This is a genomic window from Vescimonas fastidiosa, from assembly GCF_018326305.1.
GTDB lineage: Bacteria > Bacillota > Clostridia > Oscillospirales > Oscillospiraceae > Vescimonas > Vescimonas fastidiosa.
Genome location: NZ_AP023415.1, coordinates 96,621 through 119,289, shown reverse-complemented (window position 1 = coordinate 119,289; position 22,669 = coordinate 96,621). Strand labels below are relative to the sequence as shown.

Genomic DNA, 22,669 nt, shown 5'->3' with positions numbered 1-22,669 from the left:
TGTGTTGTATCACAGGATACACGAATGAGGTTTGATCCATCGGGGGTGCCTTTTTATTGGCACCCCCGACAGAGACAGGGGGGATGACTCAGTCGTTATAGCCAGCCAGTCGACGCTGAAGCGTCCAAGCATCAAAAATATCAACATCGCCATCGCCATTGATATCGCCATTAGCAGGAATGATACCTTCTACCTCATACCCCGCAAGGTAGCGACTCAGTGCGTAGACATCGAAAATATCAACATCGCCATCTCCGTTGACATCTCCTGCCAAGGTCGTCTGCTGGGCAAAGCGCTTATCCATAACGGACAGCCGTGCCTCGATCCACGAGGTCATGTCTGCCACGACACTGTCATAGCTTGCGCCCTGCCAAATGTGGCCGTCGGCCTTCGGATCACCAATGCGAATGAAGTCCCAAAGCTTATAGTTCATGGCTGCACTGTCCTTCAGGAGGTTATAGTGATGTGCAATCGTACCATTATTACCCAGCCACTCCCGCACTGCCGGAGCAAAGGTGCTGCTGTAATACTCGACTACCGCAGTCTTAAAGGCCGGAATTTGAATCAGCGCCTTTGCCAGATAGTGATAGTCCTCAATGTCAGCAGCATTTGTCTTGGTCCAGCCGGTACCGAAGGTCATATCCTGATCCCAGATGGGACCAGCAAACATCTTGCCGTCTGCATCCTTGTAGAAGTAGACCGAGGAAATAAATCCATCACAATTCAGCGACAGTTCCTGCAGAAGGAATACCTTGACCAGTGAATCCATATCCACATAGTCATAGAAATACTTCCCGGTAGAGGCATTATAGCCCGTATAAGCGCCGGATTTGTCTGTTGCGTAAACAGCGTCCTCAAAGTCCTGATAATACTCGCTTATATAACGCATGGCCGCTTCGCCGCACCACTCAGGGCTCTTGACATTGAACGCAACACCCTGGCGAGTCTTGAAGCCACTGGCCTCATCCCACATATTGTGGTTCAGCTCGATAAGGTAGCCACCTGTTATATTTGCAGGCTCCTGCAGTCCCTTTGTGTATTGGAATTGCTGGCCGTAGGCATTCTGAGACAAGGCGGTGCTCATATTGTCTCCATAGCTTGGGTTTTGTGCTTTGTACGCCTCTTCCATGTCAGTTATGGCCACGGAAGCTGCACCAACAGAGTTCTTCTCGCTGAGCAGATAGACGCCGCGATACTCACCGTCATAGTAAAGGTTTACCCAATTACAGCTTGCGGTATACGCAAGGCCCAGCTTAGTTGCCAGGTCCTTCATAAGCTTGTCATGCATCTGCGTCGCATCAAAGTAGCTCGCCAGCAGCACCCAAGTCTTTACCTGCTCCTGATTCCCCAGCAGATCAGAAGCCGTGTTCAGCTTGATCTGATAGGATTTCTTATCTGCATAGGTAAAGGTAGAATTGCCCCGCGCCTTAATTTGCTTAAGTTCACCGGAGTAAATAGAACCACCATCCGCGCTGACCATGCTCATAGATCCGGTTGTAATATTCTTTTTGTCTCTATCTACCCAATCGCGTCCCTGAGCAGAGTTACTACTGGTCAGATACACGGTAGAAATGGGCGACGCCTGCATCACGCGGAAGGTTATTGTCTGGCCACTGCCAACAGAAGCGGTGATTTCCCGATATCCGGCTGCATTCACATCTGCAACAGCGGTAAGATCTACGGAGCTGCTCCAATAAACAGTTCCCTTGTTGCCGGAAAGTGCAATTCTATCACTCAGGGGCTCTGTGACAAAGGTCAGAGATAGCTTTGTCAAATCCGTAGACGACGGCAAGAAGAGGTACTTTGCGCCGTCGACTTCCGCAAGGGCAATCCTTTGCCCATCCACCACCGCACTCACTCCGGTGACATCGGACGGATTGGGGGCGGTCCGTGCGTGGAGAATATTCGACCACTTAGCACTATTGTAGACCTCGTTGTTTTCCGTAGGAACTTTCGTGCGGCCGGCTGCCACAAAATAGTAGTCCGTATCCGCTGTCAGCCCGGTGACGCTAAATGTAGTTTCGTAGGTAGTTCCCAAGGAGGTTCTTGTGCCTTTGTCGTTGTTTTTATTACACTGGAAAACCTCGTAATACTCCGCGCCCAAGGCCGCAGACCAACTTAGTGTCAGCGTTGTTTCTGTGGAAGTCTCGCATTTGAGATTCTTTACATCGTTGGGGACAATAATGTAGGTCAAGGTTTTACTTCCGTAGTAATCACCGCGGCCCTCGCACTCAATCTCAGCCTTGCCCACATTTTTGCTGTCAGGCCATTGCACATAGAGGTCCGGGATTCTGCCATTAATAAGATTGGCATCGTTATTCTGCGTCAGAACATAGTCTCCGCGCTTGGCAAAGCTGCCGGGACGAACTCCACTGCCACTATAGTAGTAACTGGGTATCGGGGTAAGGTCGCGAGGTTTCTCAGGTGTTCCCAGCTTAAAGACGACTTCCTTGCTGTTTATATCAATACCCTTCGTATGGCATACAGTGCAGATGTGATTGTCATCCCATTTGTGGTCCACAGGCCGTTGGAAATCAGATCTATCCTTTGCCCCGCATTCCGGACAGGTGTAGGTGATATAGCCTCCTGTTACGCAGGTGCGGCTATCGCTCTGCGCGGTGACATAGGCGTAGCCATTCGCACAGGCATGGTATCTGCTGTCACCCCGTGATGCAAACTCGTTCTTCATAGGTACGCCATTTTTGAGAATCACTTGCTTGCCATCGGTGGTATTCAGCAGTCCACTGAACGCATACTCACCCGTGGGCTTCAACGCCGTTCCGCAGGTCACGCAGGTAATCGTCCCTGTGGACATATCATACTTGCTGGAAGCATCTACCTTGTGGTTGCCCAATTCGCAATCCGTACGCCTCTCGGTATAAGTATCCAGCAGGTTGCCCTGGTAGTCAATTGCACGCACCGTGAAGGTTTCCGTCGTTGCCTGCACCGTCAGGTACATACCGGTATAATCGTTGTGCGAGATCGCTTCTGCATACTCATCGCGGTCATGGAACTCATTGCTCTTGCCACTGAGGTCACCGCAGACATAGTACACGACACCGCCGCGGCTATTTTCAGGCTGCGCTATGCCTCCGATCATAGGATAAGTCCGCGCATAAGCGTGATCATCCCCACCGAACACAAAGTCAAAGCCCGCCTTTTCAATAGAAGAGATAATCTCCGGCGTTGCAGAAACAGACTCTGTGCCATAAATCGGCTCATGGGCTACAAGAACTTTCCAGATGCAGTCAGTGGTCAGGTTTTCGGCAATATCAGCAAGGGTCTCCGCCAGTTTCTTTCCGTTGTTAATAGCAACAACACAAACCTTACCATACTCCATCTTGTACCAGCTATTCTCGGTACTGACAGGCAAATCATAGATCGCGTTACTAATTTCACCGTCCGGATCGCCATAATATTCGTGGTTGCCCATAACATGGATCATGTCCACACCGCTGAGAGTCTTGCTGTTGACCGCGTTTAGGAACGGGCGCCAGTTCCCGATGTAGTTTGTCACATCGTCGATGGCGTCGCCGGTCTGGATAGCGAAGTCATAGCTGGTCTCGCTATCCCTCAGAGCACGCAACGATCTGTCCAGATTAGAAGTATTGCTGGACTGAATATCGCCCAGAATGAAGAAGTTGGTCGACTCAGCCCCTTCCGCAGGCATCTTAAAGCTCTGCGTATCAGACCAGGTCTCCCCGTCACCCACCTGATAGTAATAGGTCGCGCCGGGCTGCAGACCGGTAAGATACACCCTGTTGCTGCGCAGGGCATCGCCGCGGCTGCTCTGCACAAAGGTCTGAAGCGCAGAGGTTCCCTCCACCGTCACGGCATTGCTGAGATCAGCGCTGGTGGAATACTTCACCTGCGCCACAGCAGCGGAGCCATCGATCTGGGTAAGCCAAGTTATGCTCTTAGCATTTGGCTCAGATACGCCATTGGTCATGATGCCAAAGGGTTTGCCCTCGTTCTCCGCCGTCCGCTCACAGACGATCACCCGCTGATTCCAAGAACGCCCGCTGTTGGCCTTTTCCGCGTAGAAGGTATACTCTCCCGCCGTATCAAAGGTACGGGTCAGCTTCCCCTTCATATTCGTCTTACCCATGCTTACAGAGGCGCCCGCGCCGTTCACCTGATAAATGGTCGCGCGGGAGACGGCATTGCCGTCTGCGTTTGTCACGGTCAGCTCCGTGGGCATACCGACAATAGCCCATTCGCAGTTGAGATGATAACCGGCCGTCAGCGCGACCTCCTGTGCCGTGCCGGAGAAGGTATAGGTCTTGCCGTTCTCCGTACCATCGGCAATGGTATAGCTTCCCTGCGTGACGGTGTATTTCAGTTTGCTATCCTGCGCAGCGTCCGCGGGGATGTTGATGATAAGGTATCCCAGCTCGGATACATAATCATCCGCTCCGAAGAGCCGTGCCAGCAGTGACCGCTGTGCCGACTTCCGCGTGATCGTGATCTTTGCCTGCCTATCTGTCTTTTCAAGTGTCAGCAGATAATCATCGGAGCTTTCCACGATCGCGTCCTGCAGATACTTGGCGGCGTTGCCCATGGTGCTGAAATCTACGGTGATCTCGGCCTTGGTCACAGGCTCTCCCGTGTTGTTCACGATGGAGAGGGCGTATTCCTTGCCAATCTCCGGAGCCTCCGGCTGGGGCAGCACATCGATGGCCGATCTCTGACCCTCGGCATCCTCCACCCGGAAGGTGCGGGTCTCGGTGGTCACATTGCCGTAGAAGTCCTTGAGCCGGATTGAGAGGGTGTGAGAGCCGTTACGGAGGTTCACGCCCTTAAGGTAGAGCGAGCCTTCGTTGATTTCCAGCTGGTCGGTGTAGTCCGTGCCGTCCAAAAGCACGCGGATACCGCTCTGATCGATACCGGTGGCATACTTGTCGGTGAGCTCACTGTCAGAATACACAGCGTAGAACGTGAGAGTGCCGCTGCTCAGCACAGTGGAGCCTTTCCCGGCCAGCACCGTGCCGCTGCCCTTCTCCGTAATGGATTCCAGCACTGGTCGGGTAGTATCATTGGTATTAGTGCCGTAGATGAACTGCAGATTATCGATATAGAGATAGCCACTGCCTTTGGCACAGTTCTGAGCCGACACCACACGAACTGTGTAACCGCGCGCAACGTCAACGGGCATCTGGAAAGAAGAAATGTCCGCTTCCACCCAAGTCCAATCCTTACCGGCCCAGTCGTTGAGTGTGCTTCCACTCACTGTGCCATCAGTATTGTAACTATAGTACTGCACATAGGCTGCTGTACCGTTAAGCTGCTTGTCGTCCACATAGCTTATGCTGCCGTCCTCATTGAACTTCATATATGAAGTTGCGAGGTCAGCCTCAAATGCGCCTCCTTTTAACACCGCTTTCAGCACAGAGTTGTCACCCTTGCACGCAGCAGGCACCTTGATCCACATACCGATTTTAGTCGGCTGTACCGTATTAACAAGGAGGTCTCCCGAAAAGCCAAAGTCTGCCGCTGCAACCACTGTTGGATCAACTTTCGTAAAGTCGTAGCCGAGCTTAAACGCATATTGGCCAAAGCGGACATTTTCATCTTCATCGGCGCTGACTATCTGATTATATCCTTCAGGGAAAATCACGCCCTTACCCGTCGTATCACGAATCCACAGGCGGTCTCTTTTCACTTCTTCGGGAAGGAGCTGTCCGCTACCGCCCGCAGAGGAAGGCCCAACATGCGTGGACCAGTACTCTTTCGCATTGGTGCCATTATGATCCTCAAAGTCCATCAGGACAAACGGTTCCATGCCAACCACGGCTTCAATCTGCCCTGCGATGGAGGTATCATGTTTCAGTGCAACCCGGATCGTGCCACGGACCGAAGTCTCAGAATCAGCGGTATATTGGTTATCTGAGAATTGTCCCAGTGAAAAGGAATAATCTGCCGTTTGCTTCAAACCACGAACAGCGTAGTCGTAGTTTGTTCCCGCAGCATTTTTCTTTGCAACATCATTCTTGATGTTATCAGCAATTACTGCGCCGTCTGTATTCTTATAAAAACTGGATGAAATATGTGAAACACTCTCTGTTGCCCACACGGTTCCGTTTTTATCTGCATTAATCTTAAGCGCATCTATTTTATAGTCTGAGCTATAGCAGACAACACCGCTGTCAACTTTATAGCTGACATTTTTGATATCTCCAACATGTCCGTCCAGTGCAAGGCTTAGCTGATACCAACGGGCATCAGCAAAATAGGGCACGCCTTTCATCCAAAACGGATAATAGTATTCTTCAACCTTAATGGTATGCTTATAACTCAGGCCATTTTCATCAATACTCCACTCAAAGTCCCCATCCTTATATTTGACCTCACGGCCTTGCCATGTGGGCTTGAAGGTCAGGTCACTGGTCTGGCCAAAGTCTATGGAAACACTGGTGTTTGTAAAGCCCAGCTTATCCGGCCACTGAACCTGAATGCTGGTCTGGCCAACAATTTTTCCAGCGGATTTCAAGCCTACCGTGACTTTGCCGCAGGTATCGGCTGCCGTGTAAAGTCCACTATTGGCATCAATTCTTCCGCTGCCAGAGAGAACCGTCCAGACAGCGTCCTGGGGAACAGCTGCACTGCCGCCGGCTGCATCTACGCCCGCTGCGCTAAACTGCACCGTGCTGCCGGGGGTGTAAACCTCCGCATTGGGTGTAAGCACTGCGTGATCGAACTGCCCTGTGGGCTGTGCCTTAGAAAGCACCATAATGGTGTTGGACACCTTGCGCTCGTAACCATCGGACGGACGGCAGCGCAGGGTCAGGCCAGCCGATGTATCGTTCTCCGACTCACCCTCACGCTGGGTTGCGAAGGTGGAGGAGCCGCCGCCGTCCAGATTAACAGCCTGCACGCAGCCCAGAGACTCCATTGTAGCACCGACCTCCGCCATGGTCATACCAACGGAGTAAGGCGCCTGGCGGCCGTCTACCATCATCATTACCACCGTACCGTCCGCCTTAATGCCGATGGCTGTGCGGGATGCACGGGTAGAATTGTCAAGGTCACTGCGGGCGTGGCCGTCTTCAAAAATATCGCCAAAGCTGGCAACTGCCTCCAGCACATTGCCGTCCGCAAGGGCTGCATTACATTCCTGCGCGCTTGTGATATGCGCATTGCCGTCTTTATCGATCCAGAATGTAGTGCTGGTCGGCTCATTGATCACAGTACCACTCATGATAAAAGCGCCCGTGGGACGCCCATTGCTCATGTCGTAGCCTCCGGCGTTAATGGCGCCAACGACATTGGTGCTGCGGCGGGTCTGCATACTCTGCGCCTGCTTGGTTGTCTCCGTCATGGCCCAGTTTCTGCCGGTTTGAATGGTTTTAATGTCATCGTCACCGTAGCCCACTGCCACAGAGGCCGTGGAGCCCTTGCCGACCTTGATCTCCATCACATGCCCCATCATCTGCTGTGTCAGCGAAGCATTATTTAATATCCATTCATACTCTGTCACATCGGGTGTGACAGCATATTTTTTCTCTGATATTTGCTGAATCCCCAGTGTTCCAAGGCCTCCCTCCGCCTTGGCATCCACCGCCAGCACCTGCATAGGGATCAGAGAAACCACCATGCACAATGCAAGCAAAACCGTTAGCATTCTTCTTCGCATCATTTCTTCTCCTTTGTTTTTATTGGGCTTCATTTTTGAAAACAGAACACTCTTATCCAACGCCGGTTTAAATGCAAAAAGAGCTTACCCCCCCTGGGGCTTGGTAATTATACTCCAGTCTGTACTTACATATATCTACAGTGTATTATACTCCTTAAAAATGGAATTGCAAGGTAAAAAATCAAAATTTCGGAAAAAGTTTTTCAAAGTGTTGCCCTCTCGGTTCGAAATGGTAATTTATATATTTTCCCAGTTTTTAGGCAGTTGTAGTTTTTTGTCATGCAGACAAGAAATTTACGATAAAGCGCTCGTCTTTTGCAGTTTATCTGCCGCCGAATGTCGAAAAATCGCCCCAAATATGGCAGGTCATGGATTTGCCGTATTTGAGGTGGGTTATACTGTTAAACTTACCGGTTACTGTCCTCCGGTGCAGGTGCTTGTTCGCCGCCGGAGACGCTTTCAGGCTGTGCCGTTGTCGGGTCTGCCGAAGCGTCCGGGGTGGAGGCCGCGCTTTCCTCCGGAGAGTAGCTCGGCGCCGCCGAGGCGGTCGTTTGCTCCGCTGACATATCGGCGGTATTGCCGGCTGTTCCGGTTGCGTTGCCGATCGTACCGTCGCTGCTCAAATTAGGGGTACCGGAGTAAGAGCCCCACTGCGGGGTAACGGTCAGCTTGCTGTCTGCATCGGCGTTTACCGTAAAGTGCAATTTGTCGGTGGTGAGCTGCCCGGTATAGTAGGAGGCCCCGGCATAACTGATTTTGCAGTATCCGTTTTGGGCTGTGCCGGAGGGGGTGAGCGTGATAGTATACTCTCCTGCGGCAGCAAAGGTGACCGTGGTCGTGCCGCTCTCGGGTGTAGTTTTTACAGACTCGTTTTCAGCAGATACATCGACCGTATAGGTGGCAGCCTGAATCACCGTCGCTGCTGTGGAGGTGGTGGCGGTAAACCACGCCCAACTTACCCCGCACAGGCAGATGAGACAGGCGCAAAGTCCCACAGCGGAAAGGGCCAGGAGGTGAAGAAGGCCATCGCTTTGTTCTTTTGTTTCGATACGCTTGGGTCGGTAGCCCACCCGGGTAAACAGCCGCATACTTCTGCGCTCCTTTCACGGTTATCACGAAAAATGATAGGCAATCAAAAGGCATATCGCCCTCGCCCGGGGATGTGCCCTTTGATTGCCCCTCCGCCCGAGGGCGGAGAGGACAAACCTCTGTTATCCCTTATTGAGCGGCAACGCTCCATGTGCTGCCGTTCTGAACCATCTGCAGACCGTCCGCCAGGAAATAGTGCGCCGTATCGTCCACGAATGTCACGGGAGCATCGGCCGTAATCCCCAGCTTGAACAGCGAGTAGTTGTATTTTACCTCCATCGAATACACCGGGTTTGTAATGTCACCCTTCACCAGCGTAATCGTCGGGAGTTCAGTCTTCACGCCGCTCGACTCAAACTTGATGCCCTTGATTTCCGGCCTGCTCTCCACACTCAGCGAACCGACCGTGAGGGTTGCTTCGCCCTTGGCGTGCACCGCATAGGATGTTCCGTACTCATCGGTACGGCCATCCTTTGCGTTCGCCAAAATTCTGCCGCCCGTCACCGTGGCATGCGAGCCCGTATACAGATCCAATCCGTACAAACCGCCGATGATCTGGCCGCCGGAGATGTTCAGAGTCATGCCATTGCTGGCGCTGATGGCACGGCTTTTGGTCTGCCTCTCAGGAACCGTAACTGTACCGCCGGCGATGGTAACCGTACACTCCTTCTTCGCACTGTTGCCGATCACGATAGAATAGAGATTATCCTTTTCATTGCCCTCCAGCGTACCGCTGAGCAATGTAAACTTGGCTTGAGCTCCGAGATCGATCATTGTGACATCGGCCTTGCCTACATAACCGTTGCTGAGCTTTCCGCTCTGATCGGCGCTGCTGTCCTTCATGGTCAGCTCCGCTCCGGACGCAAGCTTCAGCGTATTTTTATTCGTGCTGTTGAGGGTATAACCGTTCAAGTCAATAGTAAGCTCCTTGTTGACCGTAAACGCGCTGCTGCCGGTTACAGAGGCTGCCAGCTTTACCGTGTCACCCGCTTTGGCATCCTTCAGCGCAGCGGTGAACTCCTCTGCCGTCGTTACTGAAATGGTCTTGGGCGGATACTGGGCATCCTTGTCGTACTGATTGTCGAAGCTGTCGTTCTCGTGCGTGTACTGCGTAGCCACCACGCTGATGCCCAAGTCGATGGACGGAGCAGTTGCGCTCGTCTTGTGATTGGCCTCGTTGCCAATGGTGGTGGGCATCCAGACAACCAGGGTCACGACCTTATTAGCACCGGCAGTCATGTTGTCCTCTGCGGTGTAACCCTCCTTGATGAGCTTGCTGTCCGTTGCGGCGGCCACCAGAGCATCACGGTCAACGCTGTTTCCGGTCCGGTCGCCATCCAGCACTGCGAAGCGGATGTAGTCGGACAGCTTAAATGCTTTTCCGTCGACATTGGTGCTGCCGGTCTCACTGGCAATGTTAATGCCCAGATTGTACTTGAGTGCCAGAGTGCCGATGTTCTTCACATTCAGCACAGCGTACTCAACATGACCCGGCTCCCAAAGAGCATTCTCCATGAAAACATTGGTGTTTTCCTTCAAAACTGTGAATTCGCCATCTGAGGTGTTCTTGTAAGAAACCTCCATTTTCAAGTTACCTGCTTGGATCTTGTTGACACCGGTGGATGCGGTGTCGGTGAACCACGCGAAGGTGGCACCTACGAGCATGGTCACGCACATGAGCAGAGCCAGTACGCTGGTGAACAATGCCCGCTTGGTGGATTTGCTGTTTGTCATTGTTTGCTTTCTCCTTCATAATTTTGTCGGCATTTCAGGAACCGAAGCTCCGAACAATGCCGCCAAAATCGGAGCTTTGTCATTTTGCATTTTCCCCAGAGCGATTAGTCGTTTTGACTAACAGGGGCATCCATCCACCCCCCCCCCGTTGTGGGATTTGTCAGTTGTGCAGTTTGCATAAACGCAACCTCCTTATGTACTCGCGGCTCTCCGCGTTTACACCAAGGCCATCAAAAGACATAAGGCTTTGCTTATGCCCTTTGATGGCCCCTCCGCCATGATAGGCGGAGGGGACTGAAAGGGACATAATTATTTATTCTCAATAAACTCGGCTACGCTGGGACCGTAGGTGCTCTTAATACGGAAGCCATTCAGCGGTTCATCAAAAGACTGCGTGTAGGTGCAACTGTTGCCGGTGATGGTATAGGTGGATTTTCCGCTTTTTTTGGCATTGTCGTAGGCCGTCACGAACACATAGCCGTTTCGGCAGGTCATGCTGACAGCATTATTGTCCTTGATGGTTACATCGGTTTGAATGTCGGTAGTGGAATAGTTGTTACCGACGGTATTGATCGACAGAACACCCCCGGCCTTATTGACAGTATTGCCGATGACATTCAACTTGCCGGCAACATCCTCAAAGCGTACAGCATAGCTGGAGCAATTGGTGAAGGTGCAGTTTTCCACGGTAGTATTCCGCACTTTTCCGCCATAAACGCCATAGCGGACATTGGTAAATTTGCAATTTTTGACCGTCAGTCCGCTCATGTAAGCAACGGCTTCCTTCTCGGAAATCGTACCGGAAACCGTGGCGCCCATGCGTTTGATTGCATCCGGGTATTTTTCGGTCGAGGTAGCCAGATTGAATTTGCAGTTATCGAAGGTAATGTCGGTGCACTTTGACAGACCGTAGGAGGATGTATCCTGTCCGATTACCACTCGATCCGTGAAGGAAATGCCTTCAAATTTGATGCCGTCCAAAGTCAAACGAGTTTTTGCGCTGGTGGAGGCAAGCTGCAAACCGTGAATGCTCACACCGGAGAGCGCCTTAAAGGTAATGCCTTTGAGTTCCATGGGAGCGGTAAGGTCTAATTTCATAGACTCTGATGTGCTCTTGCAGAAAGTAATGGTGCTGCCCTCAGAAGCCGCAGTTACCGCGCTTGTCAGATCGTAATAAGCGACGCCGTCAACGGTCATAGCGGGGGCGTCATACACCACCGTAAAGGGGCTGAAGGACTTGGGAGAAACCGCCAAAAAGCCGGTATCGGGATTATAGCCGAAGCTTTCCCAATCTTCTCCGCCGTAATTGGGGATCAGTTCCGTGGTATTGTGGTATACCTTAACATTTTTTAAGTTTTTGCCGATATAGAAAACTACCGGAATTACAGCATCATTATCTGCCTTGATTCCCTCAATTTTTATCTCATAAGGCATCACACCCTGATCGGAGGAAACGGAGATTCCTGCAGGTGCGGCAGTTTTCGGAGTAACGGTAACTTTAAGCTCCGAAGCATCCGGGTCAATTGCTGCTGCGGGAATTTGAGCCGCGAAAGTAAAGTTCGGATTCTCAATGTTAATATCTTCATCAACAGTATTGCTGATGATTGTATCTATAATGTTGCCCTCGGCATTCTTCGCAACGGGAACCGTCAGATTAACAAAAAGCAGCTTGTCTAAGTTATCGGGAGTCATATCGGCATTTTCATCATAGGTATTGCTGAAGCTGTCGTTCTCCACGGCGTCCTGCGTGGCGTACACGGTGATGGAGATGTCATCAATGGACAGACCCTGATACTCGTTACCGGCGTTCTTGTCCATCGTACCGGAAATGGTGAAGATATCAAAGTCAACGGTGTCATTATTCTTAGCAACCAAACTATGCTCGCTGCCCATAATAAAATCGGCATTGTCCAGCTTCATTGTCCAGTCGATAACTTCGTTCAGCTTAGCGCTGCCCTGAATTCCGGAAACGACAACCTTATACTTCAGCGCCAGGTTGCCGTTGTTGACAACGCGCAGCTCGGGCAGCTCGTATGTACAACCCGGCTCCCAGAGGATTTGGTCGGCGGCTCTATTGTCTTTGGTCTTGAAAGTAAGAGTCTTGCCCTCGGCATCTGCCCAAGTCTTAACACTGCCGTCATCGTTCCATGCGGTTGCATATTCGAGCTTGACATCCAGATTCCCCGCCTGGATCTTATTGACACCGGTGCTTGCGGTGTCGGTGAACCACGCAAAGGTGGCGCCTACGAGCATGGCCACACACATGAGCAGAGCCAGTACGCTGGTGAGCAATGCCCGCTTGGTGGATTTGCTGTTTTCCATCGTGTTTTTCCTCCCAATTATACTACTTTAATAACTCTATGTAAACGCGGATTTTCCCGTGATTACACCAAGGCAATCCAAAGACATACGCCCTCGCCTATGCCCTTGGATTGCCCCTCCGCCCGAGGGCGGAGAGGGCTTAGGAATCTTATAATCGTAAGTCAGTCAGCAACAACATTATACCAGTCGCCGTCCTGCACTACATGGTAGCCTGCTGCAACAACAACTTCGTTGTCTCCAAGGGTCGGGTGGGACGGGTCATACATATAGAAGCTGCCGCCCTTAACGGTGATCTTCGCATTGGAGCCGTCCAGGCAGTTCAGGGTGCGTTCGGGAAGAACAGCCTTGAAGGTACCGCCATTGATTTCGATTTGAGCATTGCCCAGAGCGTAAATCAGATCGCATACAGGGTCGTCGGCAGGTACACTGACCTGACGGAAATCACCGCCGTTGATGATGACCTTACTGTCTCCATCAGCAGAAACAGCCATGGCTCCGCCGGTAGTGCCGCTTGTATCCTTAGTGTATACGGCATACACATCGGCGTTGATTGTAAACTTAGCGGTCCTTTCGGCCTGCACTGCGCCAAAGCGTCCGCTCGCCTGCATATTCTGGGTGATTTCGTGCTTTCCGGAAGAAAAGCTGATTGCAGACAGAATGGCGGCAGCATCTTCATCGTATGTATTGCCAAACGAATCCGATTCAGACATTGCCTGTGTAGCGCTTACACTGATACCGAAGGAAACCTTTGCCGCCCAATACGGATCATTATTTTTCGGGTTAGCTTCGTTTCCGACTTCCGTAGGCATATAAAGCACCATTGCATAGACCTTTGTAGTGTTGGTAGCAAGGTCTGCACCGACAACACCGGTGTCTCCAATACTATTAAGCGTTTTGGCGCTGTCTTGAACAGCACTGATCGCCGCCGCACGGTCTGCATATGCAGCATCGGCTTCCGCTACGCCCAGCTTCACATAGTCGCTGAGACTATATTTGTTGCCCAAAACATTTTTGCCGGTGCTATTGTAAAGGTTATAAATGCCGAGCGTATACTTCAGTGCAAGCGTTCCTGCGTTCTTGACGCGAAGATATACGACCTCTGTACGACCGGGTTCCCACAGTGTGCTGTCCTCGAACACCTTAGTCGTATCGTTCACCTTTTTCCATTCGGTGAAATCTTTGCTGTACTCCAATTCCACATCCAGATTCCCCGCCTGGATCTTGTTGACACCGGTGGATGCGGTGTCGGTAAACCACGCGAAGGTGGCGCCTACGAGCATGGTCACACACATGAGCAGCGCCAGTACGCTAGTGAGCAATGCCCGCTTAGTGGATTTGCTGTTTGTCATCGTTTGCTTTCTCCTTTATAATTTTGTCGGCATTTCGGGAACCGAAGCTCCGAACAATGCCGCCAAAATCGGAGCTTTGTCATTTTGCATTTCCCCCAGAGCGATTAGTCGTTTTGACTAACAGGGGCGTCCATACCCCCCCCCCCATTGTGGGATTTGCCAGTTGTGCAGTTTGCATAAACGCAACCTCCTTATGTACTCGCGGCTCTCCGCGTTTACAACATGGTAGTGTCGGCGGTATTATCCTCCGTTTTTTCGTCTGTGCTCTTTTCCTGCGCCATCTGCGCCTTCATCTGCAGCAGCTCCTGCATCATCCGCTGGGTCTCGGCGCGGTCGGCGGCAATCTTATCCCGCTCCGCCTGCAGCTGGGCCTGCTGCTCCGCCTTGTACTTGCGGAACAGGCGAATACACCGCACGCCCTCCAGCAGAATCAGCACCAAAAACGGCACCAGAATGCACACAATATACCCGGGGGTGGACTTCAAGAACTGGAAGAAGGTGCCCGCCTTGGGAATGTGGCTGCTGTATTTGCCCAGCACATAGGGATAGGTGACCACGGTCTCGTCGTCCGTGTCCGTGGTGGTGCCGTAGGTGATAAAGCCCAGCTCGCCGCTGGCGTCGGTGGTGAGCCTGCGTATCTTATGGGTGACGGTTTCCCCGTAGTTTGCGGTGTTTTGGGAGGTGTAGGCGATGATGTCGCCCTCCTGCAGGGTGGCGGGGTCAACCTCCTTGACCAGCACCAAATCCCCGGCATTAAAGTCGGTTTTGCTCATGGAGTCGGACAGGACGATGAACGCCTTGTAGCCGAAGAGCTTCCGATCCGCCCGGTCAAAGGTGGACACGGATATGACGGTGAATACCATCATCCCCACGGCAAAAACCACCATCAGCCACACGAAAATGCTTCTGATAACCTTCCATGCCTTCATTTGCGCTGCTCCTTATGTATCGTTTTTTCACTGGAATAGTTTATTCGGATTGTTCTTGGTTTGGGTGGCCTCGGCGCACAGGGTAAAGAGGAGGTCCAGGTTCTCGCTCTCGTTGCCGCTATTTTCCGGGTAGTGGAAGGTCACGGTCAGATTCCGGCGCTGGCCCACCGGCAGAATATCCTCTGCGGCGGTGACATTCTCCCGGGTCAGCTGCCCGGCGGTGCCGGTGCAGAGGACCTTGTCCCCGTCCTTTACCGTCACGGTCAGCACATCGGCAAGACCCCCGGAGACATTGTCCAGGTACAGCCGGTAATACACATCCCAGGTGCTGTCGTTTTCCACGAAGAAGCTCTTTACAACGGTCATCCCCGGCTCAAAACGGAACTCATGCTCCCGGATCACGGGCTTGCCGTCGTTGAGATTGATTTTGACCTCCCCTGTGTGGAAGCGATTGTTCTCCACGGAAACGGAGGTGTATACCAGAGCAAAGGTGGTGATGCAGAGGCAAATCACAAGAATAATGATGGTGATAATGCCCCCGGTGAGCTTTTTAGCGGTTTTGGTCTCAGGCATCGGCTTCGTCCTCCTTCCGTCTGCGCAACACGAGGAGAAGGAGCAGACCGCCGGAGCAGACCCCGGCCACGGCCCACAGCATACTCCGGAAGGCGTCGCCCGTTTCCGGGTTGTCCAGGCTGCCGGTTTCCTCCACCCACCACTGGAAGTCGGCGATCAGGTCCTGACTCTGATATGCATTGCCCACGCTTGTGTCTAAGTACGCAGTGATCTCATAGTATAGCTCCTGGGTAACGGAGCTTTCAGAGGCCAGCTTGTGCGTCAAGCTCTGGGGCATAGCCGCTATTCCGCCGTCGTAGAGGGTCTCCCCTGTGGTGAGGAGCTTGACCCGCACCTGCAGCACCTGGGCTAATTTCTCGTAGCCCGGGCGGACGACGGCCTTATAATGCACGGTGACCTTGTCGTGATAGGACACCTGCACGCAAAAATACTTTGTCTCGCTGTCGCCGGGGAACATATTGCCCACCGTAAAGGGCGCGTTGTCCTCCGGGTGCTTATTATAGAGGGCAATGGTGGCCGCCTTTTGGGCCGCGGCGGCGCTCTGGGCGGGCGCCGGGGCGGAGGAGGTGCCGCTGCCGCTGCCGGGAGTCCGGGTGTCCTCCGTTCCGGTGTCCTCCTCGGGGGTAATCAGGTTGTCCGGCACGGTCACGGTGCCGGGATCGCTGTCGGTCAGCCTGGCGCGGATAAGGGTACCGGCCAGGACCAAAAGGCTGAGCCCCAGGAGTACAGCCAATATAATTATAATAATCTTGGTTTTCTTTTTCTGCTCCACTTCCGACTCACTCCTCCTTCAATTATTCTTTCTTCGCTGAAAGCAAAGGCTTTGGCAATCAGATTCTCTCCGTCCTTAAAGCGCTGAAGAGTTTTCAAATGATAATAGCGCAGGACACCCTTCTTGGGTTCCCTGCGCACACCTTCCCTTTCCGGTATCGTAGTAAGCCTACTTTATCGACAGTTCGGTACGCAACATCTCTGTATAATTTAAGTAAGTGCTGCTCACTCATGTACCCTTAAAAAATATACCATCGCTCTTTGAAGGAATCCAGTGAAATCACAGGTTTTTTGCGCTCAATTAAAAAGCTCGATTATCAAAGCGCCGAAATGACCCGCTCCCTATTCCTGCAACTGCTCTGCATGGATACACTATTTTTCCCATTGTCCTTTTTACGCTATGGATTATACAATAATTTGTTTCCTATTTCAAGTCTTTTTTAAGGAAGTCCTCGTTTTCTCATTTAGCTATATAAAAATAATCCGTCCGTTTTTGTGCAAAAGCACGGCAACTTGACCGTCTCCCCCACTTTTGCCCCATTTCCGTCTCCGTCTGCAAAAAAACTTGCAAAAACCTATTGACAATGTCGGTTAGATGTGCTAAACTCCGTAGCAGTTAGATGAATCTAACCGCAGGAAATGATCTTCCCTACTTTCATGACCTGCATGGCAGACCACTGCCGCTGCCTGCGCTCCGGCGTCCGGCCGGAGGCCCTTGTGGCGGCTGTCTGAATAAATCTAACGGAAAGGAGTTTTTCCCATGTTATCCTGGTTTTCTGCCAACCTATCAACCATTGTCATTTCCCTTCTCTTACTTGCTGTTATCTTTCTCATTGTTCGCCATTTGATTCGCCAGCGAAAGCAGGGAAAGCACTCCTGCGGTGGCAACTGCGGTGCCTGCGGCGCCTGCAAAAGCTGCCACAGCAAACCCTGAACTCGGAAAACTGCGAGGGTCGCCACCCCCGCGGTTTTTCGTTTCCCGCCGAATTAGCACTCGCCGCTCAAGAGTGCTAAAATTCATATTCTGTTCATAGAAATTACTGGATTTGTTCACACCTCCGCCGTAGAATCATAATTGTTCCGAGGGGAACAGAAAAAGTAATTCCAAACCGTTTATATAGGAGGTCATCATCATGTTGAATCGTAATCATGCACTGAGTGTTTTCGATCCCTTCCGCGAGATCGAGAAAGTCGAAAAGAGCTTCTTCGATGATCCCTGGGCCAATTTTGGCCGGACCTTCACCGACTCCTTCCGTACCGATGTCACCGACGAGGGCGACCACTTCAAGATTACCGCAGATCTGCCGGGCTTTGAGAAGGAGAATATCCACCTGGATCTGAGCGACGATGTCCTGACCATCTCGGCCCAGCGTCATTCCGAGCACGAGAACAAGGATAAGCGCGGCAAGTACCTGTGCTGCGAGCGCAGCTATGGCACCTACAGCCGCAGCTTCAATGTCGCCGGCATCGACACCGCCAACATCAAGGCCAAGTACGACAAAGGTGTCCTGGAGCTGATCCTGCCCAAGGTCACCCAGGAGGCCAAGCAGTCGAAGCGCCTGGAGATCGAATAAGCGCAGACCCACGCCAAGGCAATGGCCCCGGCGTAAAACCTCAATAGGGATGCCCTCACCGGCATCCCTTTTTTATTGCAAAAATTTGTATTGCAAAGAATTCGTAGGGGCGGACGCCTCTGTCCGCCCGCCCGGGTTTGTACCGCACCTCTTGCAAAGCCCTGTCATTGCGAGACCAGTTCGCAAACTGGTCGTGGCAATCCGCGTCCCACATACTCCACTCGTCCCCCATATAAAAAACGCCGAGGCAAACGCCTCGGTGCTTAGCGTGCCAAAAAAATATTTTTACCACGCTGCTCAGGTTTTTGAAACCTTAAAAAAGTTTCAAAAACCATTGATTTTAATGGTAAGGGACTCCCTTCTTGGGTTTCCCTCACACGCCCTTCCTTACCGTTATCGTAATTCCTACCACTCTATCGACAGGCCCCCGCTTTCTTTCACTTTTTCGCATCACTGCCGAAGAACATATCCGCCCAGAATTTATAGGTGTGGCTGTGCTCGGCGTACCACTCATGGTTATCCTCTTTTATCTTGTCCGTATCGGCGTATTTCTCCAGAGCTTGGCAGGCCTGCACATAGGCTCGCTGCAGGGCACGCATCCGGGCGGACATATGCTCCAAAAGACTCATGATCTTCGCCGGATTCTCCTGGAAGAAGATGCTGAAATTGTCATGGTTGATGATCTTCACCACCGTGGGCTCCAGGGCCACCGCCGTGGTGTTCCGGGGGCGGGTCTCCAGGAAGCTGATGACATTCAAAAAGTCCCCCGCTTCGATCTCCACCACCAGCTTCTCCTCCGGGGTGCCGTAATTGATGTACACGCCCACGCGGCCCAGCATCACATCGTAAATGGCCAGCTCAAAGCTCTTTTCCTTTAGAATGATCTGCCCTTTTTTGAACTTTTTTTCCTTGCCTTCGATCATCTTTTCCGTTCCCTTTCTCATTTTTTACCATTGTACCCTACCGGGGCGCGGATTGTCAATGGAGAAGTCCCCCGCACAGGCCGCAAAGGCCCGTGCGGGGGACATTTTTGTGCGCTTTTACCGAACGAGCCCCCGGCGGTATTCCGCATTCAGCTCCCACAGCTCCTTTTCACCGTCGATATACGGCTGGTAGAAGGCATCCACCCGACCGCCGCCCAGATTGTCGCAGCCATTGCAGCCCTCACAGCTGCTGCCGCAGGCGGCCAAGCCTTGCCGGACGATCTGTTCACGCTGGGCCCGGGTGGTGTCCCGGATCAAAATTGATTGCATAAGCCTCACTCCTTATCCGGCCCGCACCAGCATATTTTCGGCAAAAATGCCGTAGCCCTGGGTGGGGTCGTTGATCATCACATGGGTCACGGCGCCCACCAGCTTGCCGTTTTGCAGAATGGGACTGCCGCTCATACCCTGGACGATGCCGCCGGTGGCCTGGAGCAGCTCCGGGTCCGTGATGCGCAGCAGCAGGTTTCGGGTGGAGTCCGCATCCCGGAATACCTTCACGATCTCCACCTGATACTCTCGAATTTCCTCACCGGAAACGGTGGAGAGGATCACCGCACGGCCGGGCTTCACTTCCTCGGCACCGGCCACAGGCACCGCCTGGCTCCGAGCGGGGAAATCGGCGTCGGATACGGTGCCGAAGATGCCGCCGTCACTGTTCACCGTCACCGTGCCCACATCCCGCTGCACGGAAAAGTCGCCCTTCAGCTCACCGGGCTCGCCCTTTTCGCCCTTCTTCACCGCTTTCACGGTGGTCTCCATAATGGAGCCGGAGCCCAGGCTCATAAGCTGGGCCGTGTCCACATCGGTAATGCCGTGACCCAGGGCGCCGAAGCTGCCGCTCTCGGGGTCATAATAGGTCATGGTGCCGATGCCGGCCATGCTGTCGCGGATCCACGCCCCCAGGCGGACGCTGCCGTCGTCGCCGCACACGGGGGTGATGTTCACCGTTTCATACGCCTGACCCCGCTGAAGGGTCATCTGCGCCTCCTTATCGCCGTTTTCCCGAAGCAGCTTCTGCAAGTGCTCCGTGGAAACGATTTTTTCGCCGTTAAAGGTCAAAAGCAGGTCGCCCTCTCGGATGCCGCACTGCAGAGCCGGGCTCCTGCCGTCCTCCAGCTCCGACACATCCACCACCAGTACGCCGTCGGCAAAGAGCTTGATGCCCACTGCCTGCCCCAAGGGGATCACGGTTTTCTCCTGGGCGTAGGCGCCCCGGACGCAGACTGTAAGCGCCAGCAAAATCGCCGCGCACAAGGCCGCCGCGCGCCCCCAAAGGGATTTGCCTCTTGCTTCATACATGCAGCCACCCCTCGCTTTTTCATTTTTGTCGTCGACGACAACCTTTACTTTGCGCCGCCGGAGCGAAAAAATGACCGGCAATTATAGGAGAATGTGTCTCGATTTTCTGCGGCTCATTGATTTATATTATTATATTATAATGTAAAATAATCGTATAAATTTGGATATTTCTCAAAAAATCCCATATATCCTCCCTCTCCGCCCCCACCGGGTTCTTGCTTTTCGGAGAAAGACACAGTATAATAGTTCCCATACATTTACCCCACCGAAAAGAGGTTTACGCCATGAGGATCACCGTAAAAGTTGGCACATCCACCCTGACCCACGCCACGGGCCGGCTGAACATCCAGCGCATCGAGAAGCTGTGCAAGGTACTCAGCGACCTGAAAAACGCCGGTCACGAGATCATCCTTGTCTCCTCCGGGGCCATCGGCATGGGCGTGGGCAAGCTGAACCTGCCCGGTCGGCCGGCCGATATGCCCGGCAAGCAGGCCGCTGCCGCCGTGGGCCAGTGCGAGCTGATCTACACCTACGATAAGCTCTTCGGCGAATATAATCACACCGTGGCGCAGCTCCTGCTCACCGGCGAGGACATCAAAAACGGGCAGCGCAGCCACAATGTGCGCAACACCCTCACCCGCCTGCTGGAGCTGGGCGCCCTGCCGGTCATCAATGAAAACGATGCCGTGGCCACGGACGAGATCGGCGTGGAGAACACCATCGGTGAAAATGACACCCTTTCCGCCATCGTGGCCGCCGCCATCGGCGCAGACCTGCTGGTGCTGCTGTCGGATATTGACGGTCTCTACGACAGCGACCCCCACCAAAACCCCGATGCCCGCATCATTCCCACCGTGGAAAATGTGGACGATCACATTTACGCCCTGGCCGGTGGCACCGGCTCCGCCCTGGGCTCCGGCGGCATGGTCACCAAGCTCAACGCCGCCGTCATCGCCACCTCTGCCGGCTGTGAGATGGTCATTGCCAACGGCAGTAAGCCCGACCTGCTCTACGACATCGCCCAGGGCAAGCCCGTGGGCACAAGATTTTTGAAAAGAAAGGTGTAACGCCATGACGACTATGGAAATCATCCGCCGCACCCGGGCCGCCCGGAGCAGCCTGCACACCCTGACGGCGGAGGATAAGAACCGCCTGCTCCTGTCCATGGCTCAGAGCCTGCGGCAGCATACAGATGACATTCTCGCCATCAACGCCCGGGATGTAGAAGCCGCCCGGGGCAAAATTTCCGATGTGATGCTGGACCGTCTCCGGCTGGATGAAGGCCGCGTCGCCGCCATGGCCGACGGGCTTTGTGCCGTGTCCCGGCTTCCGGACCACACAGGCCGCATCCTCAGCGAGGTGAAGCGCCCTAACGGCATGACCATCTATAAAAAGCAGGTGCCTCTGGGCCTGGTGGCCATCATCTATGAGAGCCGTCCCAATGTCACCTCCGATGCCGCGGCCTTGGCCATTAAGAGCGGCAATGTCTGCGTCCTGCGCAGCGGTCGGGAGGCCATCGGCAGCGCCCGGGCCATCACCGCTGCTCTGAAGAAGGGCATCGCCGCCGCAGGCGGAAACCCCGATATTCTCAATATTTTGGAGGACACCAGCCACGACAGCGCCCGTCAGCTCATGCAGGCCAAGGGTCTGGTGGACCTGCTCATTCCCCGGGGCGGCGCGGGCCTTATCCGGGCCTGTGTGGAAAACGCCACCGTCCCCTGCATCGAGACCGGCACCGGCATCTGCCATGTCTATGTGGATGAATTTGCCGACCTGGAAAAAGCTGTAAAAATCATCATCAACGCCAAAACCAGCCGTCCCTCCGTCTGTAACGCCGAGGAGGTCTGCCTGGTCCATAGGGCCGTGGCGGAAAAATTCCTGCCCATGCTGAAAAAAGCCCTGGTGGATGACCGCCGGGCGGCGGGGCAGATCCCCGTGGAGCTGCGCCTGGACCCGGCGGCGGCCCGGATCATCCCCGGCACCCCCGCCTCCGAGCGGGATTTTGACACGGAGTTTTTGGATTATATCCTGGCCGTGGCTGTGGTAGGCAGCGTGGACGCCGCCATCGCCCACATTTTGCAGCATTCCACCGGCCACAGCGAGGCCATCGTCACAGAAAACGCTGAAAATGCCCGGCGCTTTGAGGAGGAAACGGACAGTGCCGCCGTTTATGTCAATGTCTCCACCCGCTTCACCGACGGCGGCGAATTCGGCCTGGGCTGCGAAATGGGCATCTCCACCCAAAAGCTCCACGCCCGGGGTCCCATGGGCCTGGACGAGCTGAGCACCTATAAATATATCATCCACGGCAACGGCCAAACCCGCTGACCGCCACCGTAAACTCTCCCAAACATCCGTAGGGGCGGGGTGCTACCCCGCCCCTCCTTACGCTGTTTTTCCTGCAAAGATT

The 22,669-nt window shown here is 53.5% G+C and carries 15 protein-coding genes; 4 read left to right on the top strand and 11 right to left on the bottom strand.

Translation table 11 applies throughout. The annotated features are described in order from the left end of the window. Positions 1-88 precede the first annotated feature (88 nt). The 8 genes from KI236_RS00535 to KI236_RS00500 form a co-directional block, all read right to left on the bottom strand. On the bottom strand, positions 89-7,636 hold the full coding sequence (locus KI236_RS00535) for a phosphodiester glycosidase family protein (protein ID WP_212818396.1): 7,548 nt from the start codon (positions 7,634-7,636) through the stop codon (positions 89-91). A 404-nt stretch (positions 7,637-8,040) separates the two neighbouring features. After that, the gene (locus tag KI236_RS00530; protein WP_212818394.1) at positions 8,041-8,721 is read right to left on the bottom strand and encodes a hypothetical protein; all 681 of its coding nucleotides are present in this window, start codon (positions 8,719-8,721) and stop codon (positions 8,041-8,043) included. A 130-nt stretch (positions 8,722-8,851) separates the two neighbouring features. Then, entirely contained in the window at positions 8,852-10,456 is a 1,605-nt protein-coding gene (locus KI236_RS00525; protein WP_212818392.1) for a SipW-dependent-type signal peptide-containing protein, read from the bottom strand. 309 nt (positions 10,457-10,765) lie between these two features. Then, positions 10,766-12,778, bottom strand: a complete 2,013-nt coding sequence (locus tag KI236_RS00520) for a right-handed parallel beta-helix repeat-containing protein (RefSeq protein WP_212818390.1) — start codon at positions 12,776-12,778, stop codon at positions 10,766-10,768. Between the two features lie 161 nt (positions 12,779-12,939). Next, the gene (locus tag KI236_RS00515; RefSeq protein WP_212818388.1) at positions 12,940-14,127 is read right to left on the bottom strand and encodes a TasA family protein; all 1,188 of its coding nucleotides are present in this window, start codon (positions 14,125-14,127) and stop codon (positions 12,940-12,942) included. A gap of 215 nt (positions 14,128-14,342) precedes the next feature. Continuing rightward, positions 14,343-15,056: a signal peptidase I gene (locus tag KI236_RS00510; protein WP_212818386.1), complete on the bottom strand. Its 714-nt coding sequence runs from the start codon at positions 15,054-15,056 to the stop codon at positions 14,343-14,345. 27 nt (positions 15,057-15,083) lie between these two features. After that, complete coding sequence (locus KI236_RS00505) at positions 15,084-15,629, bottom strand: TasA family protein (protein ID WP_212818384.1); 546 nt, start codon at positions 15,627-15,629, stop codon at positions 15,084-15,086. Then, positions 15,622-16,401 (bottom strand): LPXTG cell wall anchor domain-containing protein, encoded by a 780-nt coding sequence (locus KI236_RS00500; RefSeq protein WP_212818382.1) that lies wholly within the window; start codon positions 16,399-16,401, stop codon positions 15,622-15,624. The genes KI236_RS00505 and KI236_RS00500 overlap by 8 nt, the downstream gene beginning before the upstream one ends. Positions 16,402-17,160: 759 nt before the next feature. On the opposite strand from KI236_RS00500, the gene KI236_RS00495 reads away from it, so the two are divergent. Both KI236_RS00495 and KI236_RS00490 read left to right on the top strand, forming a co-directional pair. Next, positions 17,161-17,334, top strand: coding sequence for a FeoB-associated Cys-rich membrane protein (locus tag KI236_RS00495; RefSeq protein ID WP_212818380.1), 174 nt, complete (start codon positions 17,161-17,163; stop codon positions 17,332-17,334). Positions 17,335-17,533: 199 nt separating this feature from the next. Beyond that, complete coding sequence (locus KI236_RS00490; protein WP_212818378.1) at positions 17,534-17,974, top strand: Hsp20/alpha crystallin family protein; 441 nt, start codon at positions 17,534-17,536, stop codon at positions 17,972-17,974. A gap of 437 nt (positions 17,975-18,411) precedes the next feature. Here the strand turns inward: KI236_RS00490 and KI236_RS00485 are convergent, their stop codons facing one another. From KI236_RS00485 to spoIVB, 3 genes are all read right to left on the bottom strand, one after another. Then, positions 18,412-18,897: a Crp/Fnr family transcriptional regulator gene (locus KI236_RS00485; RefSeq protein WP_212818377.1), complete on the bottom strand. Its 486-nt coding sequence runs from the start codon at positions 18,895-18,897 to the stop codon at positions 18,412-18,414. Between the two features lie 117 nt (positions 18,898-19,014). Then, positions 19,015-19,227 carry a hypothetical protein gene (locus KI236_RS00480; protein WP_212818375.1) on the bottom strand — a complete coding sequence of 71 codons (213 nt, stop codon included), beginning with the start codon at positions 19,225-19,227 and terminating at the stop codon, positions 19,015-19,017. 12 nt (positions 19,228-19,239) lie between these two features. Further along, entirely contained in the window at positions 19,240-20,259 is a 1,020-nt protein-coding gene (gene spoIVB / locus KI236_RS00475; RefSeq protein ID WP_212818373.1) for a SpoIVB peptidase, read from the bottom strand. A 284-nt stretch (positions 20,260-20,543) separates the two neighbouring features. Between spoIVB and proB the strand changes: the two genes are divergently transcribed. Both proB and KI236_RS00465 read left to right on the top strand, forming a co-directional pair. Beyond that, on the top strand, positions 20,544-21,326 hold the full coding sequence (gene proB / locus KI236_RS00470) for a glutamate 5-kinase (protein ID WP_212818371.1): 783 nt from the start codon (positions 20,544-20,546) through the stop codon (positions 21,324-21,326). Between the two features lie 4 nt (positions 21,327-21,330). Further along, a complete protein-coding gene (locus tag KI236_RS00465; RefSeq protein ID WP_212818369.1) occupies positions 21,331-22,587 on the top strand; it encodes a glutamate-5-semialdehyde dehydrogenase in 1,257 nt (418 codons plus the stop codon). The last annotated feature ends 82 nt before the right edge of the window (positions 22,588-22,669 follow it).

Coding starts and splice junctions, on each gene's coding strand:
- KI236_RS00535 (WP_212818396.1), bottom strand. CDS start 7,636: ATGATGCGAAGAAGAATGCTAACGGTTTTGCTTGCATTGTGCATGGTG.
- KI236_RS00530 (WP_212818394.1), bottom strand. CDS start 8,721: ATGCGGCTGTTTACCCGGGTGGGCTACCGACCCAAGCGTATCGAAACA.
- KI236_RS00525 (WP_212818392.1), bottom strand. CDS start 10,456: ATGACAAACAGCAAATCCACCAAGCGGGCATTGTTCACCAGCGTACTG.
- KI236_RS00520 (WP_212818390.1), bottom strand. CDS start 12,778: ATGGAAAACAGCAAATCCACCAAGCGGGCATTGCTCACCAGCGTACTG.
- KI236_RS00515 (WP_212818388.1), bottom strand. CDS start 14,127: ATGACAAACAGCAAATCCACTAAGCGGGCATTGCTCACTAGCGTACTG.
- KI236_RS00510 (WP_212818386.1), bottom strand. CDS start 15,056: ATGAAGGCATGGAAGGTTATCAGAAGCATTTTCGTGTGGCTGATGGTG.
- KI236_RS00505 (WP_212818384.1), bottom strand. CDS start 15,629: ATGCCTGAGACCAAAACCGCTAAAAAGCTCACCGGGGGCATTATCACC.
- KI236_RS00495 (WP_212818380.1), top strand. CDS start 17,161: ATGTTATCCTGGTTTTCTGCCAACCTATCAACCATTGTCATTTCCCTT.
- KI236_RS00490 (WP_212818378.1), top strand. CDS start 17,534: ATGTTGAATCGTAATCATGCACTGAGTGTTTTCGATCCCTTCCGCGAG.
- KI236_RS00485 (WP_212818377.1), bottom strand. CDS start 18,897: ATGATCGAAGGCAAGGAAAAAAAGTTCAAAAAAGGGCAGATCATTCTA.
- KI236_RS00480 (WP_212818375.1), bottom strand. CDS start 19,227: ATGCAATCAATTTTGATCCGGGACACCACCCGGGCCCAGCGTGAACAG.
- spoIVB (WP_212818373.1), bottom strand. CDS start 20,259: ATGTATGAAGCAAGAGGCAAATCCCTTTGGGGGCGCGCGGCGGCCTTG.
- proB (WP_212818371.1), top strand. CDS start 20,544: ATGAGGATCACCGTAAAAGTTGGCACATCCACCCTGACCCACGCCACG.
- KI236_RS00465 (WP_212818369.1), top strand. CDS start 21,331: ATGACGACTATGGAAATCATCCGCCGCACCCGGGCCGCCCGGAGCAGC.